A 21,021-nucleotide genomic window follows, 5' to 3' on the forward strand; every position below is an offset into this window, starting at 1 on the left:
TGGAGCGGGTTTTGAATGAAAGATTATGTAGTAAAAGCAACAGCCTACGACGGTGAGGTACGAGCGATTGCCCTTAGAGCGACAGAAATGGTCAAAGAAGCATGCAAAAGGCAGGGCACTTGGCCGACTGCTTCCGCTGCCCTTGGACGGACAATGATGGGCGGAGCCCTTATGGCATCGATGTTAAAAGGCAAGGATAAGCTAACTGTACGAATTCAAGGAAATGGACCGATTGGGGAAATCATCGTTGATGCCCATGCATCAGGGGCAACGCGTGGGACAGTGACCAACCCTCATGTCAGCCCAGAGTTAAACAGCAAAGGCAAGCTCGATGTGGCGAGAGTGGTCGGGACTGAAGGAACACTTTCGGTTGTAAAAGACCTCGGTATGAAAGAACCATTTACAGGAAGCGTGCCAATTGTTTCAGGCGAAATAGGCGATGACTTCACATACTACTTTGCCAACTCAGAGCAAACACCTTCCTCTGTTGGTGTCGGTGTCCTTGTCAATCCTGATGAAAGCGTCCTTGCAGCGGGCGGGTTTGTCATCCAACTACTGCCTGGAGCGAAGGAAGCAACCATTACAGAAATTGAAAAACGGATCGGGGAAACGCCGCCTATTTCAAAGCTGGTGGAACAGGGCAAAACACCTGAAGAAATAATTAATGGCCTTCTTGGAGAAGAAAATGTCAAGTTCCTTGAAACAAAACCTGTTTTCTTCGAATGCTCGTGCTCGAAGGAGAGAATCGGCAACGCGATTATTAGCCTTGGGACGAAGGAGATTGAAGCGATGATTACAGAGGATGGTGGCGCTGAAACGGTGTGCCATTTCTGCAATGAATCGTATTCATTCACAGAAGCAGAACTAAAAGCGTTGTTAGAAGAAGCCGAGAGCAAACGGTAGACAAAACCATGCTTCATTGGCGCAGGCGAAAAGCGTGAAAAGCAGAGATGTCTGATTGACTTATCTGAAAATGTTTGCTATCCTATTTTTATAAAACCAATGAAGATACTAGGGATTGAGGAGGCGTTTGATTGTGACCGTTGTAAACAACATTACGGAATTGATCGGCAATACCCCGCTTGTAAAATTAAACCGCCTGGCGACTGCTGAACATGCAGACGTGTACTTAAAGCTTGAATACCAAAATCCAGGAAGCAGCGTAAAAGATCGGATTGCACTGGCGATGGTGAATGCAGCTGAAGAATCCGGAGAACTAAAGCCAGGAGCGACCATTGTTGAACCAACAAGTGGCAACACGGGCATTGGCCTCGCTATGGTTGCAGCGGCCAAAGGCTATAAAACAAAACTGGTTATGCCTGAAACGATGAGTATGGAGCGGCGTAACTTGCTGCGCGCTTACGGAGCTGAGCTTGTGTTGACCCCAGGTCCAGAAGGCATGGGCGGGGCAATCCGAAAAGCGACAGAGTTAGCTAAACAAGACGGGCATTTTATGCCGCAGCAATTTGAAAACAGCGCCAATCCGAAAATCCACCGTGAAACGACTGGCAAAGAACTGCTTAAGCAAGTCGATGGGCAGCTTGACGGCTTTGTCGCCGGCATCGGCACAGGCGGCACGATAACTGGAGCAGGCGGCCTATTAAAAGAGCATTTTCCAGAATTGAAAATTGTCGCGATTGAGCCGAAAGACTCTCCTGTGCTGTCAGGCGGCAAGCCCGGCCCCCATAAACTGCAAGGCATTGGCCCAGGTTTTGTGCCAGGCATCTTAAATACAAATGTGTATGATTCGGTTTTACAAGTATCGACTGAACAAGCGTTTGAATATGCACGTCGTGCGGCAAGGGAAGAAGGCATTTTAGGCGGTATTTCCTCAGGGGCAGCCATTTATGGAGCGTTAGAACTTGCGAAAGAGCTAGGGCCAGGTAAAAAAGTGGTTGCGATTATTCCTTCAAACGGAGAACGGTACTTGAGCACGCCGCTGTACCAATTTGAGGAAGAAACGACCCATTCATAATTTACCAGCTTTGTTTGTCGGCCACTCGACATGAGGGTTTAAAAGATAGGAACAAGGCAAACGATGCGCCTGTCTACCGTCTGTAGCAGTCTCTTTTCGAAGAGGCTGCTTTTCTTCTTAGAAATTGTTTAGTAGAATAGGCACATATGCTTTAGAGACGGAGTGAGTCTATGGCGCAAAAAGGGTCTGCCATTCGTACATCAATAAATAAAAAAATCGCAATGCCGCAAAACGAGTGGTTTCACCGATTTTCCGCATTGGCGAAAGACGAGCCCCATCATGTACTGTTGGAAAGTGGACAGACAGGCCGGTATAGCATAATCGGCTTAACGCCTGTTGCTGTGATCGAAGGCAAGGGCCACACATTAATGGTTAGCGACCAAAACGGCAAACATCTTTTTAAAGGCCCGCTGTTATCTTCGTTAGAAACGGTACTTGCCCCCTACCAAACAGAAGACACGTTAACAGGCCCACCAATGCAAGGCGGGGCGATTGGATACTTGTCTTATGATGTTGTCCGAGAAATTGAGTCGTTAAAGGAAACCGCGGTTGATGATTTGCAACTGCCTGAAGTCTATTTTCTCGTTTTTGAGGAAGTAGCTGTGTACGACCATGAGGAAGAGCAGTTGTGGCTATGCGCCAATGGAAGCGATAGCCAATTGCTGCAGGAGAAAGTGGCGCTGCTTGAACAGCGGTGGCTGCAAGCAGAGTCTGCTCCGACACCAAGTAGAAATCCATTTACTTCCCGTTCACGCAAAGAAGCGACATTTACGAAAGAGCAGTTTGTTCGTGCTGTCGAAAGGGTGCAGGACTACATTCGAAGCGGCGATGTATTTCAAGTCAATTTGTCCGTTCGCCAGACCCGGAGCCTTCAAGTAGACCCTTTTAGTGTCTATAAAGAGCTGAGGCAGCTTAATCCATCGCCGTACATGAGCTATATTCATAGCCCACAAACACAAATTGTCAGTGCATCACCTGAATTATTGATTAAAAAGCGCGGTAATGAATTGGAAACGAGGCCAATAGCTGGAACACGCTCAAGGGGAGCGAATGAGGAGGAGGATGCCCGACTTGCGGCGGAACTTTTAGGCAATGAAAAAGAGCGAGCGGAGCATGTTATGCTCGTTGACTTGGAACGAAATGACCTCGGAAGAGTGAGCGAGTACGGCACAGTGTCTGTGGAGGACTTGTTGGTGGTGGAACGGTACTCTCATGTCATGCACCTTGTTTCTAACGTAAAAGGGAAGTTGGCAGAGGGCCTGACGCTATACGATTGCATTCGCGCCACGTTCCCAGGGGGGACGATAACGGGAGCGCCAAAAGTAAGGACAATGGAGATCATTGAAGAGTTGGAGCCCGTTCGCCGCGGCTTATATACAGGGTCCATTGGTTGGATTGGTTTTAATGGCGACATGGAACTAAACATAGTCATTCGCACGATGCTGTGTCAGGATGGGAACGCCCATGTCCAGGCAGGCGCTGGAATAGTGATTGATTCTAATGCCGAAAACGAGTACAAAGAATCAATGAAAAAGGCGCAGGCGCTATGGCGTGCGCTTGAATTAGCAGAGCAGAGAGTTTTAACAAAAACGAGCAGAGCTTAGGAGGAGCAAGAGATGATTTTAATGATCGACAATTATGATTCATTTACGTACAATTTGGTTCAGTATTTAGGCGAAATGGGACAAGAGTTGGTCGTCAAACGGAATGATGCTATAACGATTACGGAAATAGCCGACTTAAATCCTGATTGTATCATGATTTCTCCAGGGCCATGTAGCCCAAACGAAGCAGGAATCAGCTTAGAGGCGATTCGTGCTTTTGCAGGGAAAGTGCCGATTTTTGGCGTATGCCTAGGACACCAGGCGATTGCCCAGGCTTTTGGCGGCCATGTTGTTCAGGCGGAGCGGCTGATGCACGGGAAAACATCGAATGTCCAGCATGATGGAAAAACAATATTTGCTGGTCTTCCGAGTCCGCTTGTCGTCACGCGTTACCATTCGCTTATTGTTAAACGAGAAACGTTGCCTGGATGTTTTGAAATTAGTGCGGAAACAACGGAAGGGGAAGTGATGGCGATTCGCCATAAGGAGTTGGCGATTGAAGGCGTCCAATTCCATCCCGAATCGATTATGACGAAAGAGGGGAAAACGTTGTTGCGTCAATTTATTGATTCTTATCAAGGTGGCACGGCATGTTCCTCAGTATAAACGGAGCTGTTGTTGCAAAAGAGCAGGCGACCATTTCTGCGTTTGACCACGGTTTTTTATACGGCATTGGTCTGTTTGAGACTTTTGCTGCCCATAAAAACGGGGTGTTTTTGCTCGAAGCGCATATTGACCGTCTTTTAAAAGGCTTAGAATCAGTCGGCATTGCCTACGCATTGACAAAAGAACGGGCGCTTGAAACCGTCTATACATTGCTTGAAGCAAATCAGCTCGAGGAAGGATATGTCCGCTGGAATGTATCAGCTGGCATGCGTGAGATTGGCTTGTTTCCAGATCGCTATGAGGCGCCAACGGAAATCGTGTATATGAAGCCATTGCCTAAAAAGCCGCTTCACAAAGAAGCTGTTGTTTTACACACTGTTCGGAACACGCCTGAAGGGGGCGTGCGGCTAAAATCACATCACTATTTAAATAATGTTCTCGCCAAGCAAGAGCTAAACCAGTCCCCTCATGCTGAAGGCATTTTTTTAACAAAAGAAGGGCATGTAGCAGAAGGCATTGTCTCCAATCTATTTTGGATAAAAGGCGATGTTGTCTTCACACCCTCGTTAGAAACGGGCATCTTAGGCGGAGTAACGAGAAGCTTTGTGATCAAACAATTACAAAGGGCAGGGCATGAAGTGCGCGTAGGCTTATTTAAAGCGGAAGCTCTTCATGAAGCGGATGCCCTTTTTCTCACGAATTCAATCCAAGGCGTCGTGCCTATTACAAAATTGGACGGCCGGGAGCTGGAAATCGGCTCGCTTGTGCCGGTCATTGCTGCCAACTACACACATGCAGCGAATGGAGGAAGCAAAACAACATGAGCAAGCGATTTTCTCTTCAAGTCAATAGGGGAGCACGAACAAAAGTGATGGGCATCTTAAACGTAACGCCTGACTCTTTTTCAGATGGGGGCCGCTACAATCGTCTTAACGCGGCAGTTGACCGTGCCCATGAGCTTGTGAAAGCTGGCGCTGACTTAATTGATATTGGCGGAGAATCAACGAGGCCAGGGTACACCCCTGTGCCAGCAGAAGAAGAAATGGAACGGGTTATTCCCGTCATTGAAGCAATATCAGCGCGGATGGACGTCCCGATTTCCATTGACACGTACAAAGCTAAAACGGCAAAAGCAGCAGTACATGCTGGCGCTGCTATTATTAACGATGTTTGGGGAGCAAAAGCTGATCCGGAAATGGCGACAGTTGCTGCCAACCTTGCTGTTCCAATCATACTGATGCACAACCGCGAGAATATGAATTATCAATCGTTCATGGAAGATGTGAAAGCTGATTTGCAAGAAAGCATTGACATCTGCCTCAGGGCAGGTGTACAAAAACAGCAAATTTGGCTTGATCCAGGGGTCGGCTTTGCGAAAACGTATGAACAAAATTTGGAGGTTATTCGTGAACTAAACCAAATTGTCGAAATGGGCTTGCCGGTGTTGCTTGGTACTTCAAGAAAATCTTTAATTGCCAAAACCTTGAATTTGCCGGTTGAGGACCGTATAGAGGGCACTGGCGCGACCATTTGTTTAGGAATCGCGAAAGGCTGTCAAATCATTCGTGTCCATGATGTGAAGGAAATGGCACGCATGGCCATTATGATGGACGCCATGCTGAAAAGGAGTGATGATGTTGGATAAAATCTTTTTAAATCAACTGTCTTTTTACGGATACCATGGCGTCTATCCAGAAGAAACAAAGTTGGGCCAACACTTTATCGTCGATTTAGTGCTTGAGCTCGATTTAAGGCATGCTGCACGCCATGATGATTTGCAGGCATCCATTGATTACGGCGACGTACATGAGCGTGTTAAAACGATTGTTGAAGGAAAACCGTACAAGCTGGTAGAAGCAGTGGCTGAACGGATTAGCGCCGAGCTTTTACAGGCGTATGACCAACTGCAAACCTGTACAGTGAAAGTGATCAAGCCTAATCCGCCCATTGCAGGGCATTACGACTCGGTTGCAGTCGAGCTAACGAGGTCACGCCATGCATAAGGCTTATATTGCGTTAGGTTCGAATGTAGGAGACCGGGAAAATTATTTGCAGGAAGCAATGAAGCTGCTTGACGCCGATGCCTCGATTCAAGTCATTCAAGCTTCTTCCATATATGAAACGGAGCCTGTTGGCTTTACGGACCAAGGGCCATTTTTAAATATGGTTGCTGAAGTCGAAACAACCCTTAGCCCGTTTTCATTGCTTGCAGCAACACAAGCAATAGAGAGGAAACTTGGTCGAAAACGCCTTATCCGCTTCGGCCCTCGTACACTAGATCTTGACATTTTGTTGTTTGATCATGAAAATATAGAGACAGGTGAGCTGCAAATCCCCCATCCACGAATGTGGGAGCGCGCGTTTGTGCTCGTTCCGCTTGCAGAAATAGCGCCTGATGTATACAGCGAAACCTGTAAGCAAACAGTGGCTGAATTAGCTTCGGCGATGCAAGCTGGTGTAACATGGTGGAGAGATTGGAGCGGCGTTGACCAATACGTCCATACAGAAAGCTAAACGCTGTTGCTGTAAGCGTATCTTGAATTTAGGTGAATATAGCAGGATCATTGGTCCTGAAGGGTTTATACATCTCCAAAGCGGAGATGATACAAAGGAGAGCAAATGGAGGTGTGACCTATGCTGAAAATAGGCGATATAGAAATGAAAAACCAAGTCGTACTCGCGCCTATGGCAGGAGTATGCAACCCGGCGTTTCGCTTAATTGCGAAAGAATTTGGCGCCGGCCTAGTTTGCGCGGAAATGGTTAGTGACAAAGCCATCTTGCATAAAAACGAAAAATCGTTACAAATGCTTTACGTAGATGAGCGGGAAAAGCCGCTTAGTTTGCAAATTTTTGGTGGAGAAAAAGATACACTAGTAGAAGCAGCGCGATTCGTAGACCAAAACACCAATGCCGATATCATCGACATTAACATGGGTTGTCCAGTGCCGAAAATTACAAAATGTGATGCAGGAGCCCGTTGGCTTCTTGACCCTAAAAAAATTTACGAAATGGTCGCTGCCGTTGTCGATGCAGTCAAAAAGCCGGTAACTGTCAAAATGCGGATTGGCTGGGATGAAGACCATATTTATGCCATCGAGAATGCTCGTGCAGTTGAACGAGCGGGCGGAAGTGCAGTAGCCGTACATGGTCGCACGCGCGTTCAGATGTACGAGGGTGTGGCTGATTGGAATATTATTGGCGATGTGAAAAAGGCAGTGAACATTCCGGTTATAGGCAACGGTGATGTGGCTACACCGCAAGACGCCAAGCGGATGCTCGACGAATATGGCGTTGATGGTGTGATGATTGGCCGTGCAGCTCTCGGAAACCCGTGGATGTTGTACCGTACAATCCAATATCTTGAGAATGGTACTCTTCCTCCAGAACCGACTCCACGCGAGAAAATTGAAGTTTGTTTAATTCATTTGGATCGTTTGGTTGCTTTAAAAGGCGAGCGTGTGGCAGTGCGCGAGATGCGTAAACATACAGCTTGGTATATTAAAGGATTGCGCGGCAAAGCGAAAATCCGCGACAAAGTCAACCAATTTGAAACAAGGGATGATGTAGTAAAAGCCCTTTATGAATACGTTGATTTCTTAGAGGGGCGCGAACTGGCGGAGAGTTCTGCGATATAGTACACTGTTCGTAGTAATGAACGGCAAAGGGTTTGACCGGTTTACTCGGTCTACCCTTTTTCAGTGAATGAGGACAAGGGGTTGAGAGCGATGACGGAAGGATTGGAAATGCATGATTTGCTTGCCGTGCGCCGAGACAAGTTAAATCAATTGTATGATGAAGGGATTAACCCATTTGGCGGAAAGTTTGAACGGACGCATACATCAAATGAAGTGATTGAGCAATTTGCTGCGTTTACGAAAGAAGAGCTTGAAGAAAAAGACGATCATGTCGTCCTTGCAGGGCGATTAATGACAAAACGCGGCAAAGGAAAGGCCGGGTTTGCCCACATTCAAGATATAGGAGGGCAGATTCAAATATACGTTCGTCAGGATGCCGTAGGGGAAGAAGCGTATGGTTTATTCAAATCATTAGATATTGGCGACATGGTTGGTGTCGGCGGGCGTCCATTTAAGACGAAGGTAGGAGAAATGTCTGTGAAAGTGACGGAGCTGGTGATACTAGGGAAATCATTGCGTCCGTTGCCAGACAAATATCACGGTTTAAAAGACGTTGAGCAACGTTACCGCCAGCGTTATCTTGATCTAATTACGAGTCCTGAATCAAGAACCGCGTTTATAACAAGAAGTAAAATCATTCAAGTCATGCGCCGTTATTTAGATGAAAAAGGCTTTCTTGAAGTGGAAACGCCGATGATGCATAGCATCCCTGGTGGAGCTTCTGCTAGGCCATTTGTCACTCACCATAATACGCTCGATATGGAATTATACATGCGTATTGCGATTGAGCTTCATTTAAAGCGTTTGATCGTTGGCGGCTTGGAAAAAGTATACGAAATAGGCCGTGTGTTCCGAAATGAAGGGATATCAACTCGCCATAACCCAGAATTTACAATGATTGAACTTTATGAAGCGTATGCTGATTACCATGACATTATGGAACTGACAGAAGGTGTAATCGCGCACATTGCTAAGGAAGTCTTAGGCACGACCACGGTCCAGTACGGAGAACACACCGTTGAACTGGCACCTAGTTGGAAGCGAGTCCATATGGTTGATGCGATTAAAGAAAAGACTGGCGTCGATTTTTGGCAGCAGATGAGCGATGGAGAAGCGCGGGCACTTGCAAAAGAACATGGAGTGCCAGTAAAAGAAACAATGACATTTGGCCATGTTGTAAACGAGTTTTTTGAGCACTTTATAGAAGAAACGCTTATTCAGCCTACATTTGTATATGGCCATCCTTTGGCGATCTCCCCGCTTGCAAAGAAAAATGAGGAAGACCCGCGCTTTACTGATCGCTTTGAGCTGTTTATTGTTGGGCGTGAACATGCCAATGCATTCTCTGAACTTAATGATCCGATTGACCAGAGAAAACGCTTTGAAGCACAATTAATTGAACGTGAGCAAGGTGACGATGAGGCCCACCGAATGGATGAAGATTTTATTGAAGCACTTGAATACGGCATGCCTCCAACAGGCGGTCTCGGTATTGGCATTGATAGACTTGTGATGTTGTTGACAAATTCACCTTCCATCCGGGACGTCATTCTCTTCCCGCAAATGCGTAACCGCGAGCAAGGCGAATAAGCAATGGTTGGCTGATCTGATGTTTTCTACAGGTCAGCCAACTGCCTGTTCAAACAGATAAGAAAATCTTTTAAAAAAGTATTGCGCTTTTTGTTTTATAGTGGTATATTATTTCTTGTCGCTAAGATGCGATGTTCACCAAACGAAGCAAAAACAAAAGATTTTATTGACAAACGTCGCTGTTTTTGCTAAAATGAAAAAGTTGCTGAAATAAAGTTGGCAACCGAGTCCTTTGAAAACTGAACAAAAGCCAAGCGTAAAAGAGATACAAGGTATCTCGTCAATCATAGTGAGCCACAACTTCGGTTGTGCAATGAGCAAGTCAAACTTTTTAACGGAGAGTTTGATCCTGGCTCAGGACGAACGCTGGCGGCGTGCCTAATACATGCAAGTCGAGCGGACAGAAGGGAGCTTGCTCCCGGACGTTAGCGGCGGACGGGTGAGTAACACGTGGGCAACCTGCCCCTTAGACTGGGATAACTCCGGGAAACCGGAGCTAATACCGGATAATCCCTTTCTCCACCTGGAGAGAGGGTGAAAGATGGCTTCGGCTATCACTAGGGGATGGGCCCGCGGCGCATTAGCTAGTTGGTAAGGTAACGGCTTACCAAGGCGACGATGCGTAGCCGACCTGAGAGGGTGATCGGCCACACTGGGACTGAGACACGGCCCAGACTCCTACGGGAGGCAGCAGTAGGGAATCTTCCGCAATGGACGAAAGTCTGACGGAGCAACGCCGCGTGAGTGAGGAAGGCCTTCGGGTCGTAAAGCTCTGTTGTGAGGGAAGAAGCGGTACCGTTCGAATAGGGCGGTACCTTGACGGTACCTCACCAGAAAGCCACGGCTAACTACGTGCCAGCAGCCGCGGTAATACGTAGGTGGCAAGCGTTGTCCGGAATTATTGGGCGTAAAGCGCGCGCAGGCGGCTTCTTAAGTCTGATGTGAAATCTCGGGGCTCAACCCCGAGCGGCCATTGGAAACTGGGGAGCTTGAGTGCAGAAGAGGAGAGTGGAATTCCACGTGTAGCGGTGAAATGCGTAGAGATGTGGAGGAACACCAGTGGCGAAGGCGACTCTCTGGTCTGTAACTGACGCTGAGGCGCGAAAGCGTGGGGAGCAAACAGGATTAGATACCCTGGTAGTCCACGCCGTAAACGATGAGTGCTAGGTGTTAGGGGTTTCGATGCCCGTAGTGCCGAAGTTAACACATTAAGCACTCCGCCTGGGGAGTACGGCCGCAAGGCTGAAACTCAAAGGAATTGACGGGGACCCGCACAAGCAGTGGAGCATGTGGTTTAATTCGAAGCAACGCGAAGAACCTTACCAGGTCTTGACATCCTTTGACCACCCAAGAGATTGGGCTTCCCCTTCGGGGGCAAAGTGACAGGTGGTGCATGGTTGTCGTCAGCTCGTGTCGTGAGATGTTGGGTTAAGTCCCGCAACGAGCGCAACCCTTGATCTTAGTTGCCAGCATTGAGTTGGGCACTCTAAGGTGACTGCCGGTGACAAACCGGAGGAAGGTGGGGATGACGTCAAATCATCATGCCCCTTATGACCTGGGCTACACACGTGCTACAATGGATGGTACAAAGGGCAGCGAAACCGCGAGGTGAAGCCAATCCCATAAAGCCATTCTCAGTTCGGATTGCAGGCTGCAACTCGCCTGCATGAAGCCGGAATTGCTAGTAATCGCGGATCAGCATGCCGCGGTGAATACGTTCCCGGGTCTTGTACACACCGCCCGTCACACCACGAGAGTTTGTAACACCCGAAGTCGGTGAGGCAACCTTTTGGAGCCAGCCGCCTAAGGTGGGACAAATGATTGGGGTGAAGTCGTAACAAGGTAGCCGTATCGGAAGGTGCGGCTGGATCACCTCCTTTCTATGGAGTTTTTACTCTAGTCGATGTATGACCTTCTGGTCATATAGCGCTTGTGCTGTTGTTCAGTTTTGAGAGGACTCAAAACTCTCAGGTTCTTTGAAAACTAAATCCAGAAATAACTCAAATTGATCTTTGTTCATCGGTTGTATAACTGTTTGAACGAGACGTCAAGAATTCAATGCATACCTTTTTATGTATTTTTTTATTTTTGCGAAGAGCAGCAAGGAGATCGAGGACACACGTTTTCGAAGGAGGGAGCGTACGAGTGTACATGACCGAGTGAGAATAACGTAAGTGGACGAAGAGATCCGCCGCTGATCTGAAGCAAAAAAGGATAAGTTAGAAAGGGCGCACGGTGAATGCCTTGGCACTAGGAGCCGATGAAGGACGCGACGAACCGCGATAGGCTTCGGGGAGCTGTAAGTAAGCTTCGATCCGGAGATTTCCGAATGGGGGAACCCACCATCCGTAATGGGATGGTACTGGCATCTGAACACATAGGATGTCGAGAGGCAGACCCGGGGAACTGAAACATCTAAGTACCCGGAGGAAGAGAAAGCAAATGCGATTTCCTGAGTAGCGGCGAGCGAAACGGAAACAGCCCAAACCAAGAGGCTTGCCTCTTGGGGTTGTAGGACACTCAACAACGGAGTGATCAAGAAACGGAGTAGGTGAACTGTCTGGAAAGGCAGGCCGAAGAAGGTAACAGCCCTGTAGCTGAAACTTCGTTTCCTCCAGAGTGGATCCTGAGTACGGCGGGACACGTGAAACCCCGTCGGAATCCGGGAGGACCATCTCCCAAGGCTAAATACTCCCTAGTGACCGATAGTGAACCAGTACCGTGAGGGAAAGGTGAAAAGTACCCCGGAAGGGGAGTGAAAGAGATCCTGAAACCGTGTGCCTACAACTAGTCAGAGCCCGTTAACGGGTGATGGCGTGCCTTTTGTAGAATGAACCGGCGAGTTACGGTATCGTGCAAGGTTAAGCTGATGAAGCGGAGCCGCAGCGAAAGCGAGTCTGAATAGGGCGCATTAGTACGATGCCGTAGACCCGAAACCGGGTGATCTACCCATGTCCAGGGTGAAGGTCGGGTAACACCGACTGGAGGCCCGAACCCACGCAAGTTGAAAATTGCGGGGATGAGGTGTGGGTAGGGGTGAAATGCCAATCGAACTCGGAAATAGCTGGTTCTCCCCGAAATAGCTTTAGGGCTAGCCTCGAGTGATGAGTCTTGGAGGTAGAGCACTGATTGGACGAGGGGTCCCCACAGGATTACCGAATTCAGTCAAACTCCGAATGCCAATGACTTTAACTCGGGAGTCAGACTGCGAGTGCTAAGATCCGTAGTCAAGAGGGAAACAGCCCAGACCATCAGCTAAGGTCCCCAAGTATACGTTAAGTGGAAAAGGATGTGGAGTTGCCCAGACAACCAGGATGTTGGCTTAGAAGCAGCCATCATTGAAAGAGTGCGTAATAGCTCACTGGTCGAGTGACTCTGCGCCGAAAATGTACCGGGGCTAAACGTATCACCGAAGCTATGGCAATCCCGTAAGGGATTGGGTAGGGGAGCGTTCCAAGGACAGCGAAGCTAGATCGTGAGGACTAGTGGAGTGCTTGGAAGTGAGAATGCCGGTATGAGTAGCGAAAAGATAGGTGAGAATCCTATCCGTCGAAAGCCCAAGGTTTCCTGAGGAAGGCTCGTCCGCTCAGGGTTAGTCGGGACCTAAGCCGAGGCCGAAAGGCGTAGGCGATGGACAACAGGTTGATATTCCTGTACCACCTCGTATTCGTTTGAACGATGGGGGGACGCAGAAAGGTAGGGTGAGCGCGCCGCTGGCTGTGCGCGTCGAAGCATGCGAGGCTGGAACATAGGCAAATCCGTGTTCCGTAAGGCTGAGCTGTGACCGTGAAGGACCTTCGGGTCCGAAATCCCTGATCCTCCGCTGCCGAGAAAAGCCTCTAGTGAGAATACAGGTGCCCGTACCGCAAACCGACACAGGTAGGCGAGAAGAGAATTCTAAGACGCTCGGGAGAACTCTCGTTAAGGAACTCGGCAAAATGACCCCGTAACTTCGGGAGAAGGGGTGCTCTAGTAGGGTTAATCGCCCGAGAGAGCCGCAGTGAAAGGATCCAAGCGACTGTTTAGCAAAAACACAGGTCTCTGCGAAGCCGTAAGGCGAAGTATAGGGGCTGACACCTGCCCGGTGCTGGAAGGTTAAGAGGAAGGGTCATCCCTTACGGGAGAAGCTCTGAATTGAAGCCCCAGTAAACGGCGGCCGTAACTATAACGGTCCTAAGGTAGCGAAATTCCTTGTCGGGTAAGTTCCGACCCGCACGAATGGTGCAACGACTTGGATACTGTCTCAACGAGAGACCCGGTGAAATTATAGTACCTGTGAAGATGCAGGTTACCCGCGACAGGACGGAAAGACCCCATGGAGCTTTACTGTAGCTTGATAGTGAGTGTTGGTATCATCTGTACAGGATAGGTAGGAGCCTTGGAAACCGGAGCGCTAGCTTCGGTGGAGGCGTCGGTGGGATACTACCCTGATGGTGCTGGCATTCTAACCTCGACCCGTGATCCGGGCCAGGGACATTGTCAGGTGGGCAGTTTGACTGGGGCGGTCGCCTCCTAAACAGTAACGGAGGCGCCCAAAGGTTCCCTCAGAATGGTTGGAAATCATTCGTAGAGTGCAAAGGCAGAAGGGAGCTTGACTGCGAGACCTACAAGTCGAGCAGGGACGAAAGTCGGGCTTAGTGATCCGGCGGTGCCGTATGGAAGGGCCGTCGCTCAACGGATAAAAGCTACCCTGGGGATAACAGGCTTATCTCCCCCAAGAGTCCACATCGACGGGGAGGTTTGGCACCTCGATGTCGGCTCGTCGCATCCTGGGGCTGAAGTAGGTCCCAAGGGTTGGGCTGTTCGCCCATTAAAGCGGCACGCGAGCTGGGTTCAGAACGTCGTGAGACAGTTCGGTCCCTATCCGTCGCGGGCGTAGGAAATTTGAGAGGAGCTGTCCTTAGTACGAGAGGACCGGGATGGACATACCGCTGGTGTACCAGTTGTTCCGCCAGGAGCATCGCTGGGTAGCTACGTATGGACGGGATAAGTGCTGAAAGCATCTAAGCATGAAGCCCCCCTCAAGATGAGATTTCCCATGGCGTAAGCCAGTAAGACCCCTTAGAGATGATGAGGTTGATAGGTCAGAAGTGGAAGCGTGGCGACACGTGGAGCGGACTGATACTAATCGGTCGAGGACTTATCCTATACACATTCTTGACAATTGAGTCTATTTCGGATTTAGTTTTGAAAGAATCACCGATTCTTTCCATACCCTTCAGTGCAGACGAAGAGATTCGCTGCTTATCTGAGAACTACGAAGAGAAGCGAGGAGTTCGAGGACAGGAGTGCTCGAAGAAGGGAGCGTACCCAAACGTACGTGACCGACTGAGAGACACGAACTGGACGAAGAAATCCGAAGCTTATCTGAAGTAGAGTCCGGTGACAATGGCAAAGAGGTCACACCCGTTCCCATGCCGAACACGGCCGTTAAGCTCTTTTGCGCCGATGGTAGTTGGAGGCTTCCTCCCGCGAGAGTAGGACGTTGCCGGGCAATATTTTATTTGCAATGGAGGATTAGCTCAGCTGGGAGAGCATCTGCCTTACAAGCAGAGGGTCGGCGGTTCGATCCCGTCATCCTCCACCATGCTTTGCTCTGTATTCTCAAGATTCTATTTTTAAGACAGGCTTTAAAAAGCTACTTGACGAATTAAGTGTAAAACGTTATTTTAGTAAACGGAGATATTTTTCAACAAAAATCAACGTTATTTTTACAATTATGCCGGTCTAGCTCAATTGGTAGAGCAACTGACTTGTAATCAGTAGGTTGGGGGTTCAAGTCCTCTGGCCGGCACCATTAATCCAAGTTAAGTCAGAGCCATTAGCTCAGTTGGTAGAGCATCTGACTTTTAATCAGAGGGTCGAAGGTTCGAGTCCTTCATGGCTCACCATAATATTGTTTTGCGGGTGTGGCGGAATTGGCAGACGCGCTAGACTTAGGATCTAGTGTCTTTATGACGTGGGGGTTCAAGTCCCTTCACCCGCACTTACAAATTTTATAAATTGCGGAAGTAGTTCAGTGGTAGAATATCACCTTGCCAAGGTGGGGGTCGCGGGTTCGAATCCCGTCTTCCGCTTTTTGTTTTTGCATCCCGTGCCGGGATGGTGGAATTGGCAGACACACAGGACTTAAAATCCTGCGGTAGGTGACTACCGTGCCGGTTCAAGTCCGGCTCTCGGCATACTGCCAACAATTTAATTGCGCCCGTAGCTCAACTGGATAGAGTACTTGACTACGAATCAAGCGGTTAGAGGTTCGAATCCTCTCGGGCGCGCCATTTACGGGAAGTAGCTCAGCTTGGCAGAGCACTTGGTTTGGGACCAAGGGGTCGCAGGTTCAAATCCTGTCTTCCCGACCATTACTCTGGGGCCTTAGCTCAGCTGGGAGAGCGCCTGCTTTGCACGCAGGAGGTCAGCGGTTCGATCCCGCTAGGCTCCACCAAAAAAAGTGTTGACATTCACACTTAATAATGTTATATTAGTTAAGTTGCCTCTGAAACGGCAACCGAGTCCTTTGAAAACTGAACAAAAGCCAAGCGTAAAAAGAGATACAAGGTATCTCGTCAATGATAGTGAGCCACAACTTCGGTTGTGCAATGAGCAAGTCAAACTACTTTTTAACGGAGAGTTTGATCCTGGCTCAGGACGAACGCTGGCGGCGTGCCTAATACATGCAAGTCGAGCGGACAGAAGGGAGCTTGCTCCCGGACGTTAGCGGCGGACGGGTGAGTAACACGTGGGCAACCTGCCCCTTAGACTGGGATAACTCCGGGAAACCGGAGCTAATACCGGATAATCCCTTTCTCCACCTGGAGAGAGGGTGAAAGATGGCTTCGGCTATCACTAGGGGATGGGCCCGCGGCGCATTAGCTAGTTGGTAAGGTAACGGCTTACCAAGGCGACGATGCGTAGCCGACCTGAGAGGGTGATCGGCCACACTGGGACTGAGACACGGCCCAGACTCCTACGGGAGGCAGCAGTAGGGAATCTTCCGCAATGGACGAAAGTCTGACGGAGCAACGCCGCGTGAGTGAGGAAGGCCTTCGGGTCGTAAAGCTCTGTTGTGAGGGAAGAAGCGGTACCGTTCGAATAGGGCGGTACCTTGACGGTACCTCACCAGAAAGCCACGGCTAACTACGTGCCAGCAGCCGCGGTAATACGTAGGTGGCAAGCGTTGTCCGGAATTATTGGGCGTAAAGCGCGCGCAGGCGGCTTCTTAAGTCTGATGTGAAATCTCGGGGCTCAACCCCGAGCGGCCATTGGAAACTGGGGAGCTTGAGTGCAGAAGAGGAGAGTGGAATTCCACGTGTAGCGGTGAAATGCGTAGAGATGTGGAGGAACACCAGTGGCGAAGGCGACTCTCTGGTCTGTAACTGACGCTGAGGCGCGAAAGCGTGGGGAGCAAACAGGATTAGATACCCTGGTAGTCCACGCCGTAAACGATGAGTGCTAGGTGTTAGGGGTTTCGATGCCCGTAGTGCCGAAGTTAACACATTAAGCACTCCGCCTGGGGAGTACGGCCGCAAGGCTGAAACTCAAAGGAATTGACGGGGACCCGCACAAGCAGTGGAGCATGTGGTTTAATTCGAAGCAACGCGAAGAACCTTACCAGGTCTTGACATCCTTTGACCACCCAAGAGATTGGGCTTCCCCTTCGGGGGCAAAGTGACAGGTGGTGCATGGTTGTCGTCAGCTCGTGTCGTGAGATGTTGGGTTAAGTCCCGCAACGAGCGCAACCCTTGATCTTAGTTGCCAGCATTAAGTTGGGCACTCTAAGGTGACTGCCGGTGACAAACCGGAGGAAGGTGGGGATGACGTCAAATCATCATGCCCCTTATGACCTGGGCTACACACGTGCTACAATGGATGGTACAAAGGGCAGCGAAACCGCGAGGTGAAGCCAATCCCATAAAGCCATTCTCAGTTCGGATTGCAGGCTGCAACTCGCCTGCATGAAGCCGGAATTGCTAGTAATCGCGGATCAGCATGCCGCGGTGAATACGTTCCCGGGTCTTGTACACACCGCCCGTCACACCACGAGAGTTTGTAACACCCGAAGTCGGTGAGGCAACCTTTTGGAGCCAGCCGCCTAAGGTGGGACAAATGATTGGGGTGAAGTCGTAACAAGGTAGCCGTATCGGAAGGTGCGGCTGGATCACCTCCTTTCTATGGAGTTTTTACTCTAGTCGATGTATGACCTTCTGGTCATATAGCGCTTGTGCTGTTGTTCAGTTTTGAGAGGACTCAAAACTCTCGATTAAATGCTATTGCTCCTGCGGTTACTCGTCGCAAGGCAGCACGAAGCATAAACTGAGAAGTGTTACATGATGTAATTGAAATCAGTAGCCTTGTTCAGTTTTGAGAGGACTCAATACTCTCAGGTTCTTTGAAAACTAAATCCAGAAATAACTCAAATTGATCTTTGTTCATCGGTTGTATAACTGTTTGAACGAGACGTCAAGAATTCAATGCATACCTTTTTATGTATTTTTTTATTTTTGCGAAGAGAACCGAGTAGATCGAGGATGGGAAATGTTCGAAGGAGGGAGCGTACAAAGGTACGTGACCGACTGAGAAACATGAACCAGACGAAGAGATACGAAGGTTATCTGAAGCAAAAAAGGATAAGTTAGAAAGGGCGCACGGTGAATGCCTTGGCACTAGGAGCCGATGAAGGACGCGACGAACCGCGATAGGCTTCGGGGAGCTGTAAGTAAGCTTCGATCCGGAGATTTCCGAATGGGGGAACCCACCATCCGTAATGGGATGGTACTGACATCTGAACACATAGGATGTCGAGAGGCAGACCCGGGGAACTGAAACATCTAAGTACCCGGAGGAAGAGAAAGCAAATGCGATTTCCTGAGTAGCGGCGAGCGAAACGGAAACAGCCCAAACCAAGAGGCTTGCCTCTTGGGGTTGTAGGACACTCAATAACGGAGTGATCAAGAAACGGAGTAGGTGAACTGTCTGGAAAGGCAGGCCGAAGAAGGTAACAGCCCTGTAGCTGAAACTTCGTTTCCTCCAGAGTGGATCCTGAGTACGGCGGGACACGTGAAACCCCGTCGGAATCCGGGAGGACCATCTCCCAAGGCTAAATACTCCCTAGTGACCGATAGTGAACCAGTACCGTGAGGGAAAGGTGAAAAGCACCCCGGAAGGGGAGTGAAAGAGATCCTGAAACCGTGTGCCTACAACTAGTCAGAGCCCGTTAACGGGTGATGGCGTGCCTTTTGTAGAATGAACCGGCGAGTTACGGTATCGTGCAAGGTTAAGCTGATGAAGCGGAGCCGCAGCGAAAGCGAGTCTGAATAGGGCGCCTTAGTACGATGCCGTAGACCCGAAACCGGGTGATCTACCCATGTCCAGGGTGAAGGTCGGGTAACACCGACTGGAGGCCCGAACCCACGCAAGTTGAAAATTGCGGGGATGAGGTGTGGGTAGGGGTGAAATGCCAATCGAACTCGGAAATAGCTGGTTCTCCCCGAAATAGCTTTAGGGCTAGCCTCGAGTGATGAGTCTTGGAGGTAGAGCACTGATTGGACGAGGGGTCCCCACAGGATTACCGAATTCAGTCAAACTCCGAATGCCAATGACTTTAACTCGGGAGTCAGACTGCGAGTGCTAAGATCCGTAGTCAAGAGGGAAACAGCCCAGACCATCAGCTAAGGTCCCCAAGTATACGTTAAGTGGAAAAGGATGTGGAGTTGCCCAGACAACCAGGATGTTGGCTTAGAAGCAGCCATCATTGAAAGAGTGCGTAATAGCTCACTGGTCGAGTGACTCTGCGCCGAAAATGTACCGGGGCTAAACGTATCACCGAAGCTATGGCAATCCCGTAAGGGATTGGGTAGGGGAGCGTTCCAAGGACAGCGAAGCTAGATCGTGAGGACTAGTGGAGTGCTTGGAAGTGAGAATGCCGGTATGAGTAGCGAAAAGATAGGTGAGAATCCTATCCGTCGAAAGCCCAAGGTTTCCTGAGGAAGGCTCGTCCGCTCAGGGTTAGTCGGGACCTAAGCCGAGGCCGAAAGGCGTAGGCGATGGACAACAGGTTGATATTCCTGTACCACCTCGTATTCGTTTGAACGATGGGGGGACGCAGAAAGGTAGGGTGAGCGCGCCGCTGGCTGTGCGCGTCGAAGCATGCGAGGCTGGAACATAGGCAAATCCGTGTTCCGTAAGGCTGAGCTGTGACCGTGAAGGACCTTCGGGTCCGAAATCCCTGATCCTCCGCTGCCGAGAAAAGCCTCTAGTGAGAATACAGGTGCCCGTACCGCAAACCGACACAGGTAGGCGAGAAGAGAATTCTAAGACGCTCGGGAGAACTCTCGTTAAGGAACTCGGCAAAATGACCCCGTAACTTCGGGAGAAGGGGTGCTCTAGTAGGGTTAATCGCCCGAGAGAGCCGCAGTGAAAGGATCCAAGCGACTGTTTAGCAAAAACACAGGTCTCTGCGAAGCCGTAAGGCGAAGTATAGGGGCTGACACCTGCCCGGTGCTGGAAGGTTAAGAGGAAGGGTCATCCCTTACGGGAGAAGCTCTGAATTGAAGCCCCAGTAAACGGCGGCCGTAACTATAACGGTCCTAAGGTAGCGAAATTCCTTGTCGGGTAAGTTCCGACCCGCACGAATGGTGCAACGACTTGGATACTGTCTCAACGAGAGACCCGGTGAAATTATAGTACCTGTGAAGATGCAGGTTACCCGCGACAGGACGGAAAGACCCCATGGAGCTTTACTGTAGCTTGATAGTGAGTGTTGGTATCATCTGTACAGGATAGGTAGGAGCCTTGGAAACCGGAGCGCTAGCTTCGGTGGAGGCGTCGGTGGGATACTACCCTGATGGTGCTGGCATTCTAACCTCGACCCGTGATCCGGGCCAGGGACATTGTCAGGTGGGCAGTTTGACTGGGGCGGTCGCCTCCTAAACAGTAACGGAGGCGCCCAAAGGTTCCCTCAGAATGGTTGGAAATCATTCGTAGAGTGCAAAGGCAGAAGGGAGCTTGACTGCGAGACCTACAAGTCGAGCAGGGACGAAAGTCGGGCTTAGTGATCCGGCGGTGCCGTATGGAAGGGCCGTCGCTCAACGGATAAAAGCTACCCTGGGGATAACAGGCTTATCTCCCCCAAGAGTCCACATCGACGGGGAGGTTTGGCACCTCGATGTCGGCTCGTCGCATCCTGGGGCTGAAGTAGGTCCCAAGGGTTGGGCTGTTCGCCCATTAAAGCGGCACGCGAGCTGGGTTCAGAACGTCGTGAGACAGTTCGGTCCCTATCCGTCGCGGGCGTAGGAAATTTGAGAGGAGCTGTCCTTAGTACGAGAGGACCGGGATGGACATACCGCTGGTGTACCAGTTGTTCCGCCAGGAGCATCGCTGGGTAGCTACGTATGGACGGGATAAGTGCTGAAAGCATCTAAGCATGAAGCCCCCCTCAAGATGAGATTTCCCATGGCGTAAGCCAGTAAGACCCCTTAGAGATGATGAGGTTGATAGGTCAGAAGTGGAAGCGTGGCGACACGTGGAGCGGACTGATACTAATCGGTCGAGGGCTTATCCTATATACATTCTTGACAATTGAGTCTATTTCGGATTTAGTTTTGAAAGAATCAC

At 49.8% G+C, this 21,021-nt stretch carries 10 protein-coding genes, 9 tRNA genes and 5 rRNA genes; all 24 read left to right on the plus strand.

What is annotated here, in order from left to right:
* Positions 1-15: 15 nt before the first annotated feature.
* The 24 genes from hslO (at position 16) to V5G21_RS09900 (ending at position 20,969) form a co-directional block, all read left to right on the plus strand.
* A complete protein-coding gene (gene hslO / locus V5G21_RS09785; RefSeq protein WP_011244972.1) occupies positions 16-903 on the plus strand; it encodes an Hsp33 family molecular chaperone HslO in 888 nt (295 codons plus the stop codon).
* Positions 904-1,036: 133 nt separating this feature from the next.
* Positions 1,037-1,975 (plus strand): cysteine synthase A, encoded by a 939-nt coding sequence (gene cysK / locus V5G21_RS09790; RefSeq protein WP_011244973.1) that lies wholly within the window; start codon positions 1,037-1,039, stop codon positions 1,973-1,975.
* Between the two features lie 170 nt (positions 1,976-2,145).
* Entirely contained in the window at positions 2,146-3,579 is a 1,434-nt protein-coding gene (gene pabB, locus V5G21_RS09795; protein WP_212930359.1) for an aminodeoxychorismate synthase, component I, read from the plus strand.
* Positions 3,580-3,591: 12 nt separating this feature from the next.
* A complete protein-coding gene (gene pabA / locus V5G21_RS09800; protein WP_011244975.1) occupies positions 3,592-4,185 on the plus strand; it encodes an aminodeoxychorismate/anthranilate synthase component II in 594 nt (197 codons plus the stop codon).
* On the plus strand, positions 4,170-5,009 hold the full coding sequence (gene pabC, locus V5G21_RS09805; protein ID WP_011244976.1) for an aminodeoxychorismate lyase: 840 nt from the start codon (positions 4,170-4,172) through the stop codon (positions 5,007-5,009). The genes pabA and pabC overlap by 16 nt, the downstream gene beginning before the upstream one ends.
* Complete coding sequence (gene folP / locus V5G21_RS09810) at positions 5,006-5,830, plus strand: dihydropteroate synthase (protein WP_011244977.1); 825 nt, start codon at positions 5,006-5,008, stop codon at positions 5,828-5,830. Before pabC ends, folP begins: the two co-directional genes overlap by 4 nt.
* Entirely contained in the window at positions 5,823-6,188 is a 366-nt protein-coding gene (gene folB / locus V5G21_RS09815) for a dihydroneopterin aldolase (protein ID WP_011244978.1), read from the plus strand. The genes folP and folB overlap by 8 nt, the downstream gene beginning before the upstream one ends.
* Positions 6,181-6,699: a 2-amino-4-hydroxy-6-hydroxymethyldihydropteridine diphosphokinase gene (gene folK / locus V5G21_RS09820; protein ID WP_011244979.1), complete on the plus strand. Its 519-nt coding sequence runs from the start codon at positions 6,181-6,183 to the stop codon at positions 6,697-6,699. The genes folB and folK overlap by 8 nt, the downstream gene beginning before the upstream one ends.
* A gap of 120 nt (positions 6,700-6,819) precedes the next feature.
* Positions 6,820-7,821, plus strand: a complete 1,002-nt coding sequence (dusB, locus tag V5G21_RS09825; RefSeq protein ID WP_011244980.1) for a tRNA dihydrouridine synthase DusB — start codon at positions 6,820-6,822, stop codon at positions 7,819-7,821.
* Positions 7,822-7,911: 90 nt separating this feature from the next.
* On the plus strand, positions 7,912-9,411 hold the full coding sequence (lysS, locus tag V5G21_RS09830) for a lysine--tRNA ligase (RefSeq protein WP_035202187.1): 1,500 nt from the start codon (positions 7,912-7,914) through the stop codon (positions 9,409-9,411).
* 331 nt (positions 9,412-9,742) lie between these two features.
* Positions 9,743-11,291 (plus strand): 16S ribosomal RNA (locus V5G21_RS09835).
* A gap of 332 nt (positions 11,292-11,623) precedes the next feature.
* Positions 11,624-14,559, plus strand: a 23S ribosomal RNA gene (locus tag V5G21_RS09840).
* A gap of 230 nt (positions 14,560-14,789) precedes the next feature.
* Positions 14,790-14,905: ribosomal RNA gene (rrf, locus tag V5G21_RS09845) — 5S ribosomal RNA — on the plus strand.
* Positions 14,906-14,922: 17 nt separating this feature from the next.
* Positions 14,923-14,998, plus strand: a tRNA-Val gene (locus V5G21_RS09850).
* Positions 14,999-15,132: 134 nt separating this feature from the next.
* Positions 15,133-15,208: transfer RNA gene (locus V5G21_RS09855), tRNA-Thr, on the plus strand.
* Between the two features lie 18 nt (positions 15,209-15,226).
* A tRNA-Lys gene (locus V5G21_RS09860) sits at positions 15,227-15,302 on the plus strand.
* Positions 15,303-15,314: 12 nt separating this feature from the next.
* A tRNA-Leu gene (locus tag V5G21_RS09865) sits at positions 15,315-15,397 on the plus strand.
* Positions 15,398-15,416: 19 nt separating this feature from the next.
* A tRNA-Gly gene (locus V5G21_RS09870) sits at positions 15,417-15,488 on the plus strand.
* Between the two features lie 19 nt (positions 15,489-15,507).
* Positions 15,508-15,593, plus strand: a tRNA-Leu gene (locus V5G21_RS09875).
* Positions 15,594-15,612: 19 nt separating this feature from the next.
* Positions 15,613-15,689 (plus strand) — tRNA-Arg (locus V5G21_RS09880).
* Positions 15,690-15,693: 4 nt separating this feature from the next.
* Positions 15,694-15,770, plus strand: a tRNA-Pro gene (locus V5G21_RS09885).
* Between the two features lie 7 nt (positions 15,771-15,777).
* A tRNA-Ala gene (locus V5G21_RS09890) sits at positions 15,778-15,853 on the plus strand.
* A gap of 175 nt (positions 15,854-16,028) precedes the next feature.
* Positions 16,029-17,577, plus strand: a 16S ribosomal RNA gene (locus V5G21_RS09895).
* 456 nt (positions 17,578-18,033) lie between these two features.
* A 23S ribosomal RNA gene (locus V5G21_RS09900) occupies positions 18,034-20,969 on the plus strand.
* Together the 16S, 23S and 5S rRNA genes with 9 tRNA genes alongside form the textbook arrangement of a ribosomal RNA operon.
* Positions 20,970-21,021: the final 52 nt, after the last annotated feature.

This window comes from Shouchella rhizosphaerae (assembly GCF_036700015.1).
In the GTDB taxonomy this organism is placed as follows: Bacteria; Bacillota; Bacilli; order Bacillales; family Bacillaceae_D; genus Shouchella; species Shouchella rhizosphaerae.